This is a genomic window from Vibrio jasicida CAIM 1864 = LMG 25398 (genome assembly GCF_000400365.1).
GTDB classification, from domain to species: domain Bacteria; phylum Pseudomonadota; class Gammaproteobacteria; order Enterobacterales; family Vibrionaceae; genus Vibrio; species Vibrio jasicida.
This window is the reverse complement of the sequence record NZ_BAOG01000010.1, coordinates 70846-88438: the sequence shown is the minus strand read 5'-3', so window position 1 is coordinate 88438 and position 17593 is coordinate 70846. Positions and strand designations below refer to the sequence as shown.

The window sequence follows — 17593 nt, the reverse complement described above, 5'->3', positions numbered from 1 at the left end:
TTTTTACATGACGGATATGACAGCCATGAACTCCATCACCGGAGTTCTCAATACAACAGCCAATCGTGATTCTCAGATCGCATTCCAGCAGAGTTTGGTTAAGACCCTTTCTCCCATTCTAAGCGATGCCCGTATCGACCCGAATCAATTGGAGTCATTGATTCGCCAATTACCTATGGTCGTTGGGCGCACCGAACAAGAAAGCTTGGATCTTTATGCAGACTCATTGGAAACCTTGTTAAAGAAGCAAGATGCCTTTACCGGGACTACTGCCGCTGAGACCGCTGCGCATTGGATGCAGTCACTGCAACACCAAGCGTTGAATGGTCAGAACGCACCTAAAGAAGTGGAGATGGGCGTTAATACTACGCTCGCACATCAATTCCAATCTTGGTTTAGCACACAGCTAAAAGACAAGGTCGACAGCTCGCTTCCGACCGATTTTGTCGCTAATTTCCGTTTGGGAAGCCAGAGTAACCAAGCACTGCAAATTGAAGCTTTAGATACGAGCGCCCTTAAAGCAGCAACGGCAGAGATTAGCTCGTTTGTAAATGCACTGGCAGTGCAGATGAGTGCCAGTGAGGTTCGCGAGAGTGCTATTCCGTTCTTGCGAAATGCCTTTGGTAATCTTGGTTCGGTCAACCTTAATGAGCTTAAGAATTCAGACTACTTCTTAACAGAAGAAAGCTTTAGAGCTGCTGTTACCGCTCAACTTGTTGCCTCTTTCAATAGCATTGGGATCACCATCAGCACCGATGATGCACAGGCCTTGGCGAACAAGATTGCTTGGATTCCAGGCATGTCTAAGCAGGAACTTACCGATGCGCTAAATGGCTTAGCGACACAAGTAAAAGGACAGTTTGAAAATGCTTACGGCGCAGGTGGTGTTGCTCAACTGCAAACTATCCTTGATGCCGAAATCGCGAGAATAAAATCGGATCCTAGTGCGATCACCTTATCGAGTTTGTTCTCCAATATAGCCATTGCGCTTATCAACACTCAGATCGATGCGTTCTATAACGGCTTGCTCGATGTCCAGGTCACTCAAACAACACCGGAGCAACTTGAGCGGATTAAACAAAACACCGCACAAGATATCCGACTCCTTTTCGACAAAATAGTCGCAGGCCAAGACATCGGGACGGATTTCATTGCACGTCATCAAAAAATGATGGAGAACCTAGAAAAGCTCAATGATCGTTTGGGCAAAATCACACCAGAGGAAGTGAGCAGTAAAGAAGTGAATGCCGAGCACGCATTGACCGCTCGTGACCTACTGTCGGTGATTGAATCTAGTATCGGTGACCGCTTTGATGAACGCGTCTTGTTTGCTCTAAACGAGCGCCGAGTCGACCGCCTTGAAAAGCGTAACGAGCAAAAAGAACAACTCGAAGATCTAACGATCCAATTGAAAGTGTTTAGTGTCGTTCAGTCAAAAATACACTCGACCCAAAGTGTTGATGGCACTTACAAGCCGGGTGATTCAGCGAACAACTTTAAAGCCAGCGATTTTGGTTACGACAATGACGCGGCGTTTAAGGCTTCTCCTGAATACAAATACTTAAAAGACAACAACATCACCAACCATAAAGACTTTTTAGTAAAACAGGGAATGGAAGTTGGAAGCGACTCTTTCAAAGGGGACAAGCTGTCTAATTCCTCCAGTTCTGTCACCGCAGAATCTAAAGTGCTCAACGATGAAGTGCAGATTAAAACGACCGAGTTAAACGACACCAGTTCTCAGTACAACGCAACCGTTGAAGCGATGAACAAATTTGTTCAGAAGTACCACAGTATTTTACAAGAAATCCTACGAGCCCTTTAAGGATAAATAACCATGACTACACAAAACGCGCCAACTGACCCATCTCAAATGCAAGCAGAGGAACTCCTTTCATTTTTGGAAGAGGGGGGCACGCTAAAAATGCTGCACGATGTATCAGCAGACACCATCGAGCACATTTATGCGGTTGGATACAACTTTTTCCAGTCAGGCAAAATAGAGCAGGCCGCTAAGGTATTTCAGCTGCTTAGCATGCTTGATCACTATCAAGCGCGATTTTTCATTGGTTTGGGTGCGGCTCGTCAGGAACTGGGTGAGTACCTGCAGGCGCTTGACGCCTACAGCTACGCTGCGCTTGTGGACGTAAATGATCCACGCCCACCTTTCCACTCTGCAGAATGTCACCTCAAGCTTGAGCAACTGACGGAAGCAGAGAGTGGGTTTTACAGCGCGAAGGAGATGTCTGCTGGGAAATCAGAGTATGCAGACTTGCATCAACGAGCAGGCATCATGTTAGAAGCGGTGAGAAACAAAAGGAGTAACTAGAATATGAATTCTATTGCACTTGACCGCATTCAGAGTCAGGTATACACGCCTGATTCTGACCAAACTACGTTAAACAAGGTTAACAAGACCGCTGCTTATGCATCGCCGTCAGTAACCGTTGAAAACGTAAAAGGTAAAGATGCTGAAGCATTGAACACCGGTAAGGTAAAAGTTCAGCTTGATGCACCAAATGCCGCAGTCAGCGATAAGGTGAGTGACCTTACGCTTAAAGCCATGGAGCAGCTACAAAAAATCGTAGACTCAATTGCCAAGGTTTTACACGCGGTTGCCGACAGTACGGGCTCGCTAGCAGTGAAAATCATCTCAGGTTATGCAGATGATTTTGAAGTTGAACTGGCTGCTATCACAGACAAACTGAAAAGCGCTCAAAACGAGCTCAAAATTCAGGAAGTGAAGGTAGCGAAAGCGAAGCACGAACAAGAGATGGCAGAAAACCTAGAGAAGATCAAAGAGTCTGAAGCGGCAGCGAAAGAAGCACAAAAATCGGGCTTAGCTTCCAAGATCTTCGGTTGGGTTAGCGCTGTGGTTTCTATTGTCGTTGGTGCAATCATGGTGGCGACGGGTGTTGGTGCGGCAGCTGGCGCATTAATGATCGCGGGCGGAGTGATGGGCGCAATCAATATGACTCTGCAAGAGCCTGCTGTTCAAGAGGCGATGAAAGAGGCTGGAATTAACGTCGATATACTTAATAAAGTCGTCATGGCGTTAGAGATTGCGACTGCCGTCATTGGCGCTGTAGTTACATTTGGTGGTGCAGCTGCGAGTGGTATTGCGAAGTTAGCGGCGAAAAGTGCAAGTTCAATTGCGCAAAAAGTCACTGATATCGCAACCAAAGCGGCGACAAACATGGCGAAAATTGCCGATATGGGTTCTAAAGCGGCGACAACCACCGCGAAGGCAATCCGTTACGGTGCTGAGACCGTCGACCTTACTGTTAACGTAGGCAAGGGGACCACGGACAGCGTTCATGCTGCAAACAATGCGCATGTAACTGAAATCCAAGCTGACATTACAGATTTAAGGGCGAAGATGACGCTTAGCCAAGCGGTGATCGACAAACTTAAAGAAGAAATCGCCAAGCTAATGGAAGATTTCCAAGAGCTAATGAGTGTCATCATGCAGATGATTCATGCGAAAGGCGAAACGATGCAAGCGGTAATGAGTCGCCCAGCGACGGTTTAAGGAGCAACCATGTTAGATAAAATTAGTAATACTGGACGCGCTGACCTTTACGGTTTGGGTGAACTAGGCAAAACAACTCAGGCAGAGAAAACGTCTGAGACGAAAACCGAAGCTGCTGCTGTCCGTGGTAACAATGATCGTGCAGTAACGGGTGCGAAGAACTACCAATTGGATGGGCCAAAAGCCCCTGCGATTGGCGATCAAGCTCGTGTGGTAGAAAAGCTGATGAGCGCGTTGGCTCCAACCGTAAATCTATTAATGCAAACCACCGAAAAAGCACTGAATGGTGAGCAAGTGGTTAAGTCACCATCGGATGCCATTTCGCAATCACTGTCTCTGATTACTCTGCTTTACCAAGTGTCTAAGCTAAGCCGTGAGCAACAGGTTCTGCAACGTGAAATTGCCGTTGAAGCAAACGTTGCAAGCATCAAGAGCCAAGCGGAAGAGTTAAACAACTCTGCTAAAGCGATGATCGCGATGGCGGTAGTATCAGGCGTATTGGCTGGTGTGACTGCTATTATCGGTGCCGTGGGTTCTTTCAAAGCGGGCAAAGAAATCAAGGCAGAAGTCGCGGGCAACAATGTATTGAAGACGCAGAAAGCAGGCTTTGATCAGGTTGAAGAGTTAATGGGTAATACTAACTTGTCGAAAACTCAACAAGATCAAGTGAGACGTGCTCATGCGTTCGCAAAAGATAGCATTACTGATACGACAAATACTTTGTCTAGTGGTGGCCGCAAGTTCGACAAGATGATGGGCGCAAACCAATCGAAGAACGCGGTATTGCAGGGACTTGGCCAAATGGCGAATTCAGCTGCAAATGTAGAGCAAACGAAAGCTCAAGCTCGAAGCAAAGAGGATGAGGTATTAGCAACTCGTGCTCAAGCAGACAAACAGAGAGCCGATGAAAACATTGGCTTCCAAGAAGGTTTGCTAAAAGAGCTGCGTGAGCTTTTCCGCTCTATCGCTGATAGTCAAAACCAAGCATGGCGTGCCTCTATCCCTACGGTATAGGTTTGCTATCAATCATCAAGGCGCTGGGAATACAGCGCCTTTTTTATGGAAAGAAGAAATAAATTACACGCGCTCAACCAAGCCAAATTTCTTGAAAAAATCAGATAGGTCGAGTGTCGCTAGATCTTTAAATTCACCGGCGTCATAGAAGCGACCTTTACACGTAGGACAGCTTTCAAACCAGATATGAGGCTGTTTTGGATCGACCAATCGAAGCAGTTGATTGTTTGGGCATACAGGGCAATCGATACGATCAATCGCATTGAAGGCTTTTCCGATTTCTTCGTCACCTGAATCAATCACATCAGCTAACGGCTTCATCGCTTCCACTTCGTAGGCGTCAATCCATAAGCCTTTACATTCAGTGCAGCGTTCAACATCGCCTAGCGGAGTTTGCAGTTGTTCAAAGTCAGAATTGCATTTTGGGCATTGCATTTTGTTTTTCCTTTTTATTTTCTAAAGAGAAGTGAGCCTAGTACTCCCAGCTCTCTTTGACGACAAATCAAAATACGACATCTTTCGTGCCATACGTTTTGAATCTTTCTAAGTGGTTTATATTGTTTTCTTAGCAATGACGAGTCCATGATTGCTTGAGCCTAATAAGCTATTTTGTCGGCATGTATTTAAGTGGTATTCCAACCATGTTTGATATTGCGAAGGCGTAAAGCTATTAATGCCTTCCGAGATATAGCGACCAAACCCATCGGTAGCGGCATGGTCGAGAATGTTGAAAGTATGTGAGCGCAACAAATGCTCAATTTCTTCAGGAGAGGCAAAGTAGCCAACTTTGAAAAAACGATCTGCCTCAGAGGTTGTGACTGTGCCATTTGTATAAAGCTCAGATAAAGTCGATGGAGTTACGAGTTGAGGAAACTTTTGTGCGAATAGTCCTGCGACGAAGAATCTAGAAATATACGCTACCGCTAAGATTCCATTTGGTTTTAGGATGCGCTTTGCTTCACTGATTGCTTGATCGCGTTCATTCTTGGTTTTCAAGTGGTACAGAGGACCAAGTATTACGCAAAGGTCTTGTGAACCGGATTCAATGAAAGGGACGTGACAAGCACTGCCTAGATGGATATCAATGGGTAAGTCCTTTCTTTCCGCATTCTTTTTCAAGATCTCTACTTGGTCTGGAACCAGTTCTACCGAGGTCACGTTACAACCCATCTTTGCGAAGCTAAGAGAATAGCGACCTGTTGCAGCTCCAAGCTCACATACATTGGCACCTGACTTTAAATAGGGGGCGAGTAGGTGCATTGTGGTATCAAACTCTATCTTCGTAATGTTCTGACGGGTAAGTCGAGAGTCTTCATCTGCTCCAGTATATTGAGCAATCAGTTCATCCATAAATATTAAGTCCTTAACCAGATATCAACTTGTTCTCGAATTCGCTCGAAAACAGTTCCATCTTTGCCGTATGTCACGCTTTTGAATGATTCAATTTGCTCAGAAACGTATTGCTTATCTCAATGTGTTAAAAGGTATTGAAAAGCTAGTTGAATTGGAAGAGGTGGTACACCGAAGTGAGACTAACGACCACACAATCCTATAAATTCGGAATTACAAGAAAGATAGAAATAACTCTAATTGGAAGAAGGGAGCGAAAAGAAAGCCAAAGGTTGTTTTCATAAAGACGCTCAGGAGGACGAAATGAAACTTGCTCAATTGAATATTGCTTTAGCGAAGTACCCACTCGATGCACCTGAGATAAAGGACTTTGTTGATAATCTCGATTTGGTGAATGGCATTGCAGAACAAAGTGATGGGTTCGTTTGGCGCCTAAAAGATGAATCCGGCGATGCCACCAATATTAAGCTATTCGATGACCCAAATATGATCGTCAATATGTCGGTGTGGGATAACGTGGATGCGCTGAAGAATTTTATGTTCCGGACCCATCATCGTGATTTCATGTGCCGTAAGAGTGAATGGTTCCATCGTTTAGTAGAAGATACTTATGTGCTTTGGTGGATTGAGGATAATCATACCCCAACAGCAGAGGAGGCTTTAGCCCGTCTACAGTACCTTCGTGAAAACGGCGATACGCCATATGCATTTACCTTTAAAGCTAACTTTACGTCTAATGATTTGTAAATCCGTCTACCGGTTAACAAGGATTCTAGTTACGTAGCTCGAATAATACTTATCTGTTTTCGGGATATTATTGGTTCCGTGTTTAACTGAAATCAGTAAAGGTCAAATTTGGTTTAATAGGTAGATGGTAAAGTATCGATGGACATGTAATGCATGTGGCTTCGGAAATGCGGCAGAGGCGGCTCATTGCAGTGAGTGTGGGTGTGTCGCAACTGCTAGTGCTGAGGAAATTGAAAGAGTTAAAGATCCCAAAAAATATTATCGCCAGCGAGTATTGACGCATTACAGGGGACGTATTCAAGGACTTTTATCGGCTCCAATGCTCTTTGTGTGGGTTGCCCAAGGAGAAAAAGGCATCCTTGGTTGGTTAGCTCTTATATACTTTCCAGTTTGGGTTTATTGGAATCGAGACATTGCCTCTCATCTGTATAGCACTGGGTGGGCTCGATATACAGCCACTATTTATAGCCTCATGTATCTTGGAATAGCCATTTTCTTCCCGCCTACTTTTGAGTTTTTATTTTTGGAACAAAAAGGTTTGCTCTTGTGGCTTATGATAAGTCAGTTTTACATTTTCTTTTTGAGTAAGTCAGGTAAGGACTTATATCTAAAGTACTATCGAGAGGTAGGTAAATCGGTAGAAAATCTGAAGGCGCGTACTTAAATAATGGGTAAAGGGAAATTCATCACCGTCATTTCTTTATGTATTGGTATTTAGTTCGCTAAATATTTTATCAATGTAATAATACGATATATTAGATTAGTAAACTCTTACTTTACTTTATTAATTATACGCTTTTAGTCTTATACATTAAGTTATAGTTAATATAACTTTTGGTTTTAACATTATCATTGTTAATTTCCTGTCCAATTTGGAAAGGTGATATTTCCTTGTTTGTTTTAACTTCTCTATATCATTATATCGATAAAGCTTGAGTAATCATTGTCGCTCAAGTTATTAGCAAGACACTATTTCAATAATAGAGTAAGAGAGGTTAGTTATGAAAAGGCTGATAATCCTAGGTCTCGCAGTTTCCTTTGGTAACGCAGCAGTTGCTGGAGAAGGCACATACACGGGTACGATCGATATGACTATGCCGCAAGGCAATCAAGTGAAGTATGAACGAGTGGTTGACGCTAGTATCAAATTAAAAGGACGAAATGAAGATCGTGCTGGTGGCTTAGTAACTAAGAGCCAAGTGGATGAATCTCAGCCTATCGTGTTGCGAGGCCGTAGCTAAACGTTAAATATCTATTCTTAAAGCGGTGGATGTATTGAATATATCCATCGTCTAATTCCAAATATAAATAATGTTGTTCGTGAATCGTGAGAGTGGATTGCTTTTCCTCATTTTAAAATACTCATTAATTCACTCAACCAAGAACCATTATAGAAATAATATTATGAAGATAAATAAATCTACACTAACGCTTGCGATGGTGGCCGCGACATCATCGGTTGCAGCCCATGCGGCTTCTAAACCAAACATGCTGGTTATTTTTGGGGATGATGTCGGTTACGGCAATATTTCTGCATATAACCAAGGTATGTTGGGTTACGAGACGCCAAATATTGACCGTATTGCTCAAGAGGGCGCTTTATTTACCACTTACTATGCACAACAATCTTGTACCGCAGGACGCAGTACATTTATCACAGGTCAGATGCCAGCTCGTACTGGTTTGACTAAAGTTGGTCTACCTGGTGCCGCGCAAGGCATGCAAATGCAAGACATCACCATGGCAACAGCGCTAAAAGACATGGGCTACGCCACGGGGCAATTCGGTAAAAACCACTTAGGCGACAAAGACGACATGTTGCCAACCAATCATGGTTTTGATGAGTTCATGGGGAACCTGTACCACCTAAATGCAGAGGAAGAACCAGAAAACCCAGACTACCCGAAAGATCCTGAGTTTCGTAAGAACTTTGGCCCGCGTGGTGTGATTCACTCTTATGCGGATGGCAAGATCGAAGATACAGGGCCGCTGACGCGAAAACGTATGGAAACGGTCGATGAAGAGACCCTTGATGCCGCGATGAACTTCATGGAGCGTCAGGTCAAAGCCGATAAACCGTTCTTCTTATGGTATAACGCAACGCGCATGCACATCAGCACTCACGTGAAAGCAGAGCACCGCACAACAGGACTTGGCGAATACGCAGACGGCATGGTTGAGCACGACAACATGGTTGGGGATTTGCTTGATAAGCTCGATGACTTGAAGATTGCGGATAACACCATTGTGATTTACACCACGGATAATGGCCCAATGAATGCGACGTGGCCAGATGCGGCATTTAGCCCATTCCGTGGCGAGAAGAACACCGGTTGGGAAGGGGGCTTCAGAGTACCAGCAATGATTCGTTGGCCTGGTCATATTCAGCCAAACACCAAGTTGAACGACATGTTCGCGAGTGAAGACTGGTTCCCAACGCTACTATCCATTGCAGGTAATGACACCATCAAGCAAGATTTGCTGAAAGGATATAAGTCTTCTTCGGCAGACCAGGCTTACAAAAACCACCTTGATGGCTACAACCAAGTTGATTTCATTACGGGTAAAACAGACAAATCAGCGCGTGATGAGTTTTTCTATTGGTCTGACGATGGTGAGCTGCTTGCTATGCGTGATAAACGATTCAAGATGCACTTCAAGATCCAAGAACATGAAGGCTGGGACGTTTGGACCAAAGAGCTGACTAACTTGCGTTTACCAATGATCTTCGACCTTCAAGTCGATCCACTTGAGAAAGGCGATCAAGGCTTTGGCTATAAGAAATGGCAGTTTGAGCATGTGTTCTTATTGGTTCCTGCCCAACAGAAAGTGGCAGAGATGTTGAAGTCATTTAAAGAGTTCCCTCCACGACAAGAGATCCCAAGTTTCTCAGTCGACAAAGTCATGGAGCAAATGACTAACTTACGTAAGTTGGAAGAAGCGAAAAGCTAGCAATTACTTCACCTCAACTAAAGTAAAGCCAGAGAATGACTCTGGCTTTTTTTGTTTCGAAATTAACGTTTTATAAATGTTACTTGCTCACATGCAACATCATTAGCTTCGTCAATGAAATAGCGGATCAGATTTACGTCTTTGAGAATGTGAATCATGTTTAGATTTCGCTGTTTCATTCACCTTGCAGTGGATTCCAGCCATTATCCCACTTTGAACTTGTTCTCCGAATACGCGGTTTATTTACCGATAGTTACCAGTAACATGTTACCGGTAACTTGGTTGTTGTGTTCGATTTCGTTGACTCTCATTTGAAGGTTCGCAGCAAGAAAACAACCTCCCTACAGGTTGATGAATAATAATTGGAGTGAGAAAGATGGCGAAAGATTACGGCATCATTGCTCGTTCAGTACTAGAGAAACTGGGCGGTGCAGAAAACGTAGTGGCACTAACACACTGTATGACGCGATTGCGTTTTGTATTAAGCGATGAAAGTAAGATAGATGCAGAAGCACTGAAGGGCATCAAAGGTGTGATGGGCGTGGTTCACAATGGTGATAAATGTCAGGTCATCATTGGCAATAACGTCTCTTATGCGTACAAAGAAGTGATGGCGTTGTGTAACCTTTCTTCATCAGAATCGAGTGAACAAGAGAAAAAGGTCAAGCTTACTCCAAAAGTGATTGGCGCTAAGATCCTTGATGCATTAGTCGGCACCATGTCGCCACTGATTCCAGCGATCATCGGCGGCTCAATGGTGAAGCTGCTGGCTATGGTTCTTAAGATGACAGGCTTGCTTGATGATGATTCTTCAACACTGATCATCCTTAATGCGATTGGCGACGGTGCGTTCTTTTTCCTACCCGTTATGGTTGCCGCGTCTGCTTCAATCAAATTCAAAACCAACATGTCACTGTCCATTGCGATTGCGGGCGTGTTGATTCACCCGAACTTCATGGAGTTGATGGCGCAAGCGGCTGATGGTAAGCACGTTGACTTCTTCAGCATTCCAATTACTTCGGTGAAATACACTTATACCGTTATTCCTGTGTTGGTGATGACTTGGGCGCTGTCTTACATCGAACGTTGGGTTGATAGCATTACACCTGCAGTGACGAAGAACTTCCTAAAACCGATGCTGATCGTATTGATTGCAGCACCGCTGGCGATTGTTTTGGTTGGTCCACTAGGTATTTGGATTGGTACTGCGCTTTCAGCATTGGTTTACACCATTCACAGCACACTAGGTTGGTTGTCGGTTGCGATCATGGGGGCACTTTGGCCATTGTTGGTTCTGACTGGTATGCACCGCGTATTTACACCGACTATTATCCAAACTATTGCTGAAACTGGCCGTGAAGGCATGGTTATGCCATCGGAAATCGGTGCCAACATCGGTATGGGTGGCGCTTGTCTTGCGGTTGCATGGAAAACTAAAAACCGCGAACTGAAACAAACCGCGAGTGCGGCGGGTGCGTCTGCAATTTTTGCGGGTATCTCTGAGCCTGCGCTTTACGGCGTGCTTGTTCGTCTGAAACGACCACTTATCGCGACCATGATTACTGGTTTCATCGTGGGTGCACTTGCTGGCATGGCAGGGCTGGCGAGCCACTCAATGGCTGCGCCGAGCTTGTTCACTAGTGTGCAGTTCTTTGATGTGAACGACCCGATGAGTATCGCTTGGGTATTTGGTCTGATTGCTCTGTCGATTGTGCTTTCTTTCGCTCTGACTTTAATCCTTGGTTTTGAAGATATCCCGAACGATGAAGACGAAGAGGGCGAAGCTATCGCAAATAAAGACGTCACAAATAAAGAAAAAGCCGAAGAGCCAGAAACGGTGTTAGAGCCTGCAAAACCAGCTTCCGCATAACCAAGATTTGAATAATTGATAGAGCCGCCTTTGCTGGTGGCTCTATGTTAAGAGGTAAATAAGATGTCTAAATCTGTGTTTCCAGAAAACTTCCTATGGGGTGGGGCAATCGCAGCAAACCAATCTGAGGGTGGTTATCGAGAAGGTGGCAAAGGGCTCACAACCGTGGATATGATCCCTTATGGTGAGAACCGAATGCCAATCAAACTCGGCCTTGTCGATTCGGTGGAATTGAGTGAAGAAGAGTTCTACCCAAGCCATCAAGCCATCGACTTTTATCACCGTTACAAAGAAGACATCGCACTTCTAGCCGAGATGGGATTTAAGACCTTTCGCATGTCGATCGCATGGAGCCGAATCTTCCCTAAAGGTGATGAACTAGAGCCAAACCAAGCAGGCATTGATTTCTACCGCAGCGTATTTGAAGAGTGCCACAAGTATGGCATTGAGCCGCTTGTCACGCTGTGCCATTTCGATGTGCCAATGCATCTAGTGAACGAGTATGGCTCTTGGCGAAACCGAAAGATGATTGGCTTTTTTGAACGCTACGCAAGAACCTGTTTTGAAGCCTTTGATGGGCTAGTGAAATACTGGCTGACGTTCAATGAAATCAACATCCTTCTGCATAGCCCATTCTCAGGTGCGGGTTTGTTGTTCCAAGAGGGTGAAAACCGCGATCAAGTGAAATACCAAGCTGCGCACCATGAGCTTGTTGCAAGCGCGCTGGTGACTAAGATTGCTCATGAGATCAATCCAGAGAACCAAGTTGGCTGTATGCTCGCGGGGGGTAACTTCTACCCATACAGCTGCAAGCCGGAAGATGTGTTCACCGCGATGCAAAAAGATCGTGAGAACCTGTTCTTTATTGATGTTCAATCTCGTGGCTACTACCCATCTTACGCACAGAAAGTGTTTGATGAAAAAGGCGTGAAGCTGGAGATTCTTGAAGAAGATTACGAGACGCTGAAAAACACGGTCGATTTCATCTCATTCAGTTACTACGCCTCACGTTGTGCATCGGCAGAAATGAATGCTAATAATACTAGTGAAGCCAACGTCGTGAAGTCGATTAGGAACCCACATTTGCCTGCCAGCGATTGGGGGTGGGTGATTGACCCGCTGGGCCTGCGAATCACCATGAACACACTTTATGATCGCTACCAAAAGCCATTGTTCTTAGTAGAAAATGGTCTGGGTGCGAAAGATGTACCGGACGAAAATGGCGAAGTACAAGACGATTACCGTATTGATTATCTGCGCCAACACGTAGAAGCCATGGCCGATGCGATTACCGATGGTGTTCCGCTGATGGGCTTTACACCGTGGGGTTGTATTGACTTGGTCGCGGCGTCGACAGGTGAGATGAGTAAGCGCTATGGCTTTATCTATGTGGACAGAGACAACCTAGGCAACGGCACACTAAACCGAACACCGAAGAAGTCTTTCCATTGGTATAAGCGAGTGATCGCGTCTAACGGTACAGAGCTTTAATCAAACAGAAGCACGCCCTTATCTTAAATGCCTTTCCAAAGAGGGAAGGCTAAGCTGTGAGGGCGTTTTTTGACAAATCTACTCGATAAGGTGAGCATTACCCTTTACCATAACGGCAAATTCATTAGCTCGTAATTACTTATGTCTCTACCTCCTTGCCCAAACTGTAACTCAGAATACGTTTACCCAGACCAAGACCAGCTTGTTTGCCCAGAATGTGCCTACGAGTGGAACCCGACTCAGGCGGCAGACGAAGATGCCGTAAACGTGAAGGATGCCAACGGCACGTTGCTGCAAGAAGGTGATAAGGTCACGTTAGCGAAAGACTTAAAAGTAAAAGGCAGTTCGTTGGTACTTAAGATCGGCACCAAAGCGGTGATTCGTCGCATTAAAGACGGCAAAGATCACCAGCTCGACTGCAAAGTTGATGGTGCTGGCGAGATGATGGTGACGGCGCAGTTTGTGAAAAAGGCGTAATTACTCAACGCCTTTAAAAATGAGAGGGCCCCAACCAAGTGTTGGGGCTTTTGCGTTTATTGCTGTCGGTACTTATCTGACGAAGTTCTGCAATCCTGCCACGTTGGCAAAGTTATAGAGAATAAAACTCGATGCCACCATGGTGACTGCCAAAACGAGGTTAAGCGTATCGCTCAAGTTGGCATTAGGTTTGGCGCTGTGGTTTTTCATTTGGCGTTGAATCGTTAAAGCGTTGAACACCAATATCGAGTTGGTCATTGCCGTTCCTAAAGCCATCACGAATGTCGCGACCATGCCCCACATTAAGCTGCCTAGCATGTTAGAAAGAAACAGAACCAACACCGCGCCAGTACAAGGGCGAAAGCCGATAAGCAGCAGTGCTTTCCATGAAATATTGCCATTAGAATCTGCGGAATCATCATCTTCTTGAGAGGGTGTTTGCTTGATGCGGCGTTTAACCACCGACGCAAACTCTTTCAGCGCTAATAAGATAATAAACACCGCACACCCTTGCGTCAGCAGACGAACATTATCGGAAAGGCTGAAAGCAAACTGCTCTGCAATCTTGGCGGTAATCACGAAAAGAATGCACGCACTCGCTGCTTGTAGGGCGGCAATAATCGCGACCAATACAAGCGCTTGTCGACGACGGTAGCCATGAATCAGGCTCATTGACGTCACTGCCGTTTTACCGTGTCCAGGAGCAACCGAATGCAGCAAACCATACAGAAAGCTAAACCCTAACAAGTACCAACCGTACAACAGTTCCCCTTGGCTTATGAGCATCAGGTATTCACTGAGCGAGTTTACCGTATCACGTTGAAGCCGAATCAACTGCATCCAGTAAGCAGGGAAGTGATCCCAAATATGCAGAGTAATGGCTAATAGCATTACGCTAAACACACCGAACAGACTGCGTTTGAAGACTAACGAGTTTCCCATTACTTCTCCTCCGGATCACAGGTGAAGAGGGCTTTTTGGGTAAATAACTGGCCAAGTTCGTTATCTGGGTCTGCATCAACAGAGAGTGACATCGCGTAAGTCACTTGCTCAGGTGTTGGGTTTGGTTCAACCACGTCGATATGACAACGATCAGAGTAAGGCTTATTGATGGTGATGGCGTGCTTATGTTCCCAGCTCATATCTACGAAGTAGCTTGGATCAAAGATAAGCAGGCGCAGATCAGGCGTGTAGATACTGGTGGGTTTAGCGAGTTCAAGATTGAACTTCAATGTTGCTTTTGCACCATTCATCTCGATAGACCCTTCTTCCACCATCTTGTAGCGAATCGGTTCATCGTCGGCATAAAAGTAGGTGAAGTAATGGCTTGATAACAAGTTGTAAATAACCTGACTAGAGAGTGTCGAAAGTACTTCATCTCGATTTTCGTCGGTGAGCTTCTCTCCCGCCAGCATGTAAGCCGTGGTCATGGCGTCAAACTCCCAGTTCATTGAGAGCGATTGAATCTTATCTTCTTTGATATTGATTTTGGTTTCCATTGTCACCCAAGAATGAGGGTGGGCGTGGACAAAACAAGAAAACAGCAGTGAGAAAGCAGTAAGAGTTAGGCGTAATCTAGAAAGAGAAAACGATCCAAAAATGGACATCCGATTACCTATGATTAAAATGATGCAAATTACCGATTGTTATAACATAACAATAATGACATTTGAACATTGTTCATTACTATTAGTGTGGTTATTTATCGACAGTTTATCCGTTTACCTTTTGAGATGCATAGGGTGGCAATAAAGCCGATGAGTTAACTATTTTATTGATTTTCGTTCTCATTCTTTTTCCCATTTTGTGGTTAACTTGAGCCCATTAAACAAATAGAATGCAGTTCGGTGGCAAGATGACTTAAACCGCTTCTTCATGCGTTCTACACTTTTCTAACCAACTTTTTCAAATCATGAATCTGACTCATAAAGACTATTTTAAAATCGCATTTCCTTTCATCGTTTCTACGGTTACCCAACCATTATTGGGGGCGGTGGACACCGCGGTGATCGGTAAACTCGGTGTGGCTGAGATGATTGGTGGTGTGGCGATCGGCACCGTCATCATGAATACCTTGTATTGGCTGTTTGGCTTTTTCCGCGTCAGCACTACCGGGCAAAGTGCAATCGCATTAGGTAAAAATAGCCCAGAAGATCAAGCGAGCAGCTTATTCCGTCCTTTCGTGCTTTCGCTCTGCCTTGGCTTGATTTTCATTGCGTTGCAGTCCGTGATTTGGATGGGAGCAGAGCTGATTATCTCCCCTGATGCCGTCGTGGCAGAAAACGCTAAGATTTACTTCGATATCATGATCTTTGGTGCGCCGTTTGTACTGCTGAACTACACCGTGATTGGTTGGTTAATGGGGCAGGCGAAAGCCAAAGAAACCTTGTTCACGCAAGTGTTTGGTAACGTGCTGAACATCGTGCTAGATATCGTCTTTGTGTTGTACTTCGATATGGGTATTGCTGGCGTTGCGGTAGCGACACTTATCGCGCAAATCTCGACGTTTGTTATTGGTGCGGTGCTGGTGTTGAAAACCTGTCGCTTCCCGCTGTTTGATTACATTCAAACAGCGAGCATGACGCGTAAAGATCTCAAAGTTATCGCATCTTCCAATATGGATCTGCTGCTTCGTACTGTGTGTCTATTGGTGTTCTTCAACATGATGGCGCGTGTGGGCTCTCAGCTTGGCTCTGATGTGCTCGCGGCGAACGCAATCTTGATGCAAGTAACCTTCATCGTCAGCTACATGTTCGATGGTGTGGCGAATGCGTCGAGCGTCTTTGCAGGTAAAGCGGTAGGGCAGAAGAATCCGACATTGCTTGATAACGTGATTAAGTTAAACACGCAATGGACCGCGGCGTTCGTTGTTGTATTGACCTTGCTGTTGGTGCTGTTCAAACACCAAGTGGTGTCGTTATTTACCACTTTGCCAAACCTTGTTGCGCTATATCTAGACATGAGCCCTTGGTTATTGGCATTCCCGTTGGTTGCTGGTTTTGGTCTTACGTTTTACGGCATCTTTACCGGCACAGGGACGACGCGACCAGTTCGTAACTCTACCTTTCTAACCATGGTGTTGTTCTTAGTGACTCAATTTATTGCGGTGCAATATTGGGGCAATCACGGTTTATGGCTGGCATTCACTTTGTTCTACGTTGGGCGCTTTGTCTTCTTGTTCCCGTACCTCGATCAAGTCAAACAAAAGTGTCAGTAACTCACGATTTTACAAACTAGGTTATTTAGATGCGTTATCACAAGGGCGGAGCTATCTGCCCTTGCTGATAAAAGCGTGAAAAAGGTGATGAAATAACCCCTCTGAGTTGTTTTCTTGCTCAGACCTGCGTGATACTATCGTTATGTTATATTGTTACATTTAGTTTGATGTCGTGATTTCTCAACCAATACTCTCCGTTAATAATCTCAGCCTTACAGACTCAGAACGCACTCTCTTCAAAGACATTTCTTTTGAGCTGTTTCAAGGTGAAGTTCTTGCCATTATGGGACCTTCCGGCATTGGTAAATCCATGTTGTCGAAAGCCGTCGCAGGTTTTTTGCCGTCTGATATTTGGGTAGACGGAAGTATCCAGCTTAACAGCAGTGAAGTTGCACAAACTGCCATGCTGCAACGGAGTCAATCGCAGCGTCCTGCGGTCATTTTCCAAGATGCACTCAAAGCGCTGAATCCATTGCCTCTGTCGAGCAACAACTGTGTTTGGCATTGACGGGCAACAAAACACGCTTGTCTTCAGCAAACCGAGAAACAGTGACGACCTTGTTGTCTCAACTCGGATTTACGGATCCAAAAGCAGCATTGGCGCAGCATCCAAGCCAGCTATCTGGTGGTCAGCGCCAGCGTATTTGTATTGCGATTGCGTTGCTTGGTAGTGCCAACTTGATCATCGCGGATGAGCCCACCAGTGCGCTCGATCCAATCACCGAAGCGGAGATCCTTGAGTTGTTTCGCAGCAGTGTTCAGCAACGCAACATCAGTGGTTTGTTGATCACGCACGATCTATCTGCGGCTTTGGCGTGTGACAAAGTCTTGGTGATTGCGGACAACACCATGGTGGCTTATGGCGCACCATGGCAAGCCATTCAGCAAAGTTCGCATCCTTTCTGCCAACAACTTGCGCAACTGCTGCCTTAACCTCATCTCT

The 17593-nt window shown here is 45.2% G+C and carries 16 protein-coding genes and 1 pseudogene; 13 read left to right on the top strand and 4 right to left on the bottom strand.

The features are described 5' to 3' along the window. The first annotated feature begins 7 nt into the window (after positions 1-7). From VJL_RS03450 to vopD, 4 genes are read left to right on the top strand one after another with little or no spacing between them, the layout of a single operon-like run. The gene (locus VJL_RS03450) at positions 8-1825 is read left to right on the top strand and encodes a virulence-associated V antigen (protein WP_038875752.1); all 1818 of its coding nucleotides are present in this window, start codon (positions 8-10) and stop codon (positions 1823-1825) included. A gap of 12 nt (positions 1826-1837) precedes the next feature. Continuing rightward, positions 1838-2329, top strand: a complete 492-nt coding sequence (gene vcrH / locus VJL_RS03445; protein WP_005426175.1) for a SycD/LcrH family type III secretion system chaperone VcrH — start codon at positions 1838-1840, stop codon at positions 2327-2329. A gap of 3 nt (positions 2330-2332) precedes the next feature. Beyond that, a complete protein-coding gene (gene vopB / locus VJL_RS03440) occupies positions 2333-3532 on the top strand; it encodes a type III secretion system translocon subunit VopB (RefSeq protein WP_038875749.1) in 1200 nt (399 codons plus the stop codon). A gap of 9 nt (positions 3533-3541) precedes the next feature. Continuing rightward, a complete protein-coding gene (vopD, locus tag VJL_RS03435; RefSeq protein WP_038875745.1) occupies positions 3542-4546 on the top strand; it encodes a type III secretion system translocon subunit VopD in 1005 nt (334 codons plus the stop codon). 63 nt (positions 4547-4609) lie between these two features. On the opposite strand, the gene VJL_RS03430 is transcribed toward vopD, so the two are convergent. Both VJL_RS03430 and VJL_RS03425 read right to left on the bottom strand, forming a co-directional pair. Beyond that, positions 4610-4981, bottom strand: a complete 372-nt coding sequence (locus VJL_RS03430) for a zf-TFIIB domain-containing protein (protein WP_005528920.1) — start codon at positions 4979-4981, stop codon at positions 4610-4612. Between the two features lie 117 nt (positions 4982-5098). Further along, positions 5099-5896: a class I SAM-dependent methyltransferase gene (locus tag VJL_RS03425; RefSeq protein ID WP_038875742.1), complete on the bottom strand. Its 798-nt coding sequence runs from the start codon at positions 5894-5896 to the stop codon at positions 5099-5101. Between the two features lie 303 nt (positions 5897-6199). Here VJL_RS03425 and VJL_RS03420 point away from each other — a divergent pair, with 303 nt between their 5' ends. The 7 genes from VJL_RS03420 (at position 6200) to VJL_RS03390 (ending at position 13433) form a co-directional block, all read left to right on the top strand. Beyond that, a complete protein-coding gene (locus tag VJL_RS03420; RefSeq protein WP_038875796.1) occupies positions 6200-6643 on the top strand; it encodes a DUF3291 domain-containing protein in 444 nt (147 codons plus the stop codon). 124 nt (positions 6644-6767) lie between these two features. Continuing rightward, a complete protein-coding gene (locus VJL_RS03415; RefSeq protein ID WP_038875739.1) occupies positions 6768-7307 on the top strand; it encodes a zinc finger Ran-binding domain-containing protein in 540 nt (179 codons plus the stop codon). A gap of 337 nt (positions 7308-7644) precedes the next feature. Continuing rightward, the gene (locus tag VJL_RS03410) at positions 7645-7884 is read left to right on the top strand and encodes a VPA0252 family protein (RefSeq protein ID WP_038875735.1); all 240 of its coding nucleotides are present in this window, start codon (positions 7645-7647) and stop codon (positions 7882-7884) included. Between the two features lie 163 nt (positions 7885-8047). Then, positions 8048-9595 carry an arylsulfatase gene (locus VJL_RS03405; protein WP_038875732.1) on the top strand — a complete coding sequence of 516 codons (1548 nt, stop codon included), beginning with the start codon at positions 8048-8050 and terminating at the stop codon, positions 9593-9595. A gap of 376 nt (positions 9596-9971) precedes the next feature. Continuing rightward, the gene (gene ascF / locus VJL_RS03400) at positions 9972-11465 is read left to right on the top strand and encodes a PTS cellobiose/arbutin/salicin transporter subunit IIBC (protein WP_038875730.1); all 1494 of its coding nucleotides are present in this window, start codon (positions 9972-9974) and stop codon (positions 11463-11465) included. 63 nt (positions 11466-11528) lie between these two features. Continuing rightward, a complete protein-coding gene (locus VJL_RS03395; RefSeq protein WP_038875727.1) occupies positions 11529-12956 on the top strand; it encodes a 6-phospho-beta-glucosidase in 1428 nt (475 codons plus the stop codon). Positions 12957-13097: 141 nt separating this feature from the next. After that, complete coding sequence (locus VJL_RS03390) at positions 13098-13433, top strand: zinc ribbon domain-containing protein YjdM (RefSeq protein ID WP_020195649.1); 336 nt, start codon at positions 13098-13100, stop codon at positions 13431-13433. Between the two features lie 72 nt (positions 13434-13505). On the opposite strand, the gene VJL_RS03385 is transcribed toward VJL_RS03390, so the two are convergent. Beyond that, complete coding sequence (locus tag VJL_RS03385; RefSeq protein ID WP_038875723.1) at positions 13506-14375, bottom strand: nickel/cobalt transporter; 870 nt, start codon at positions 14373-14375, stop codon at positions 13506-13508. Next, the gene (locus VJL_RS03380; RefSeq protein WP_080628694.1) at positions 14375-15040 is read right to left on the bottom strand and encodes a DUF1007 family protein; all 666 of its coding nucleotides are present in this window, start codon (positions 15038-15040) and stop codon (positions 14375-14377) included. Before VJL_RS03380 ends, VJL_RS03385 begins: the two co-directional genes overlap by 1 nt. Positions 15041-15345: 305 nt before the next feature. On the opposite strand from VJL_RS03380, the gene VJL_RS03375 reads away from it, so the two are divergent. After that, on the top strand, positions 15346-16650 hold the full coding sequence (locus VJL_RS03375) for an MATE family efflux transporter (RefSeq protein ID WP_038875718.1): 1305 nt from the start codon (positions 15346-15348) through the stop codon (positions 16648-16650). 172 nt (positions 16651-16822) lie between these two features. Continuing rightward, positions 16823-17583, top strand: a pseudogene (locus VJL_RS03370) (ATP-binding cassette domain-containing protein). Positions 17584-17593 lie beyond the last annotated feature (10 nt).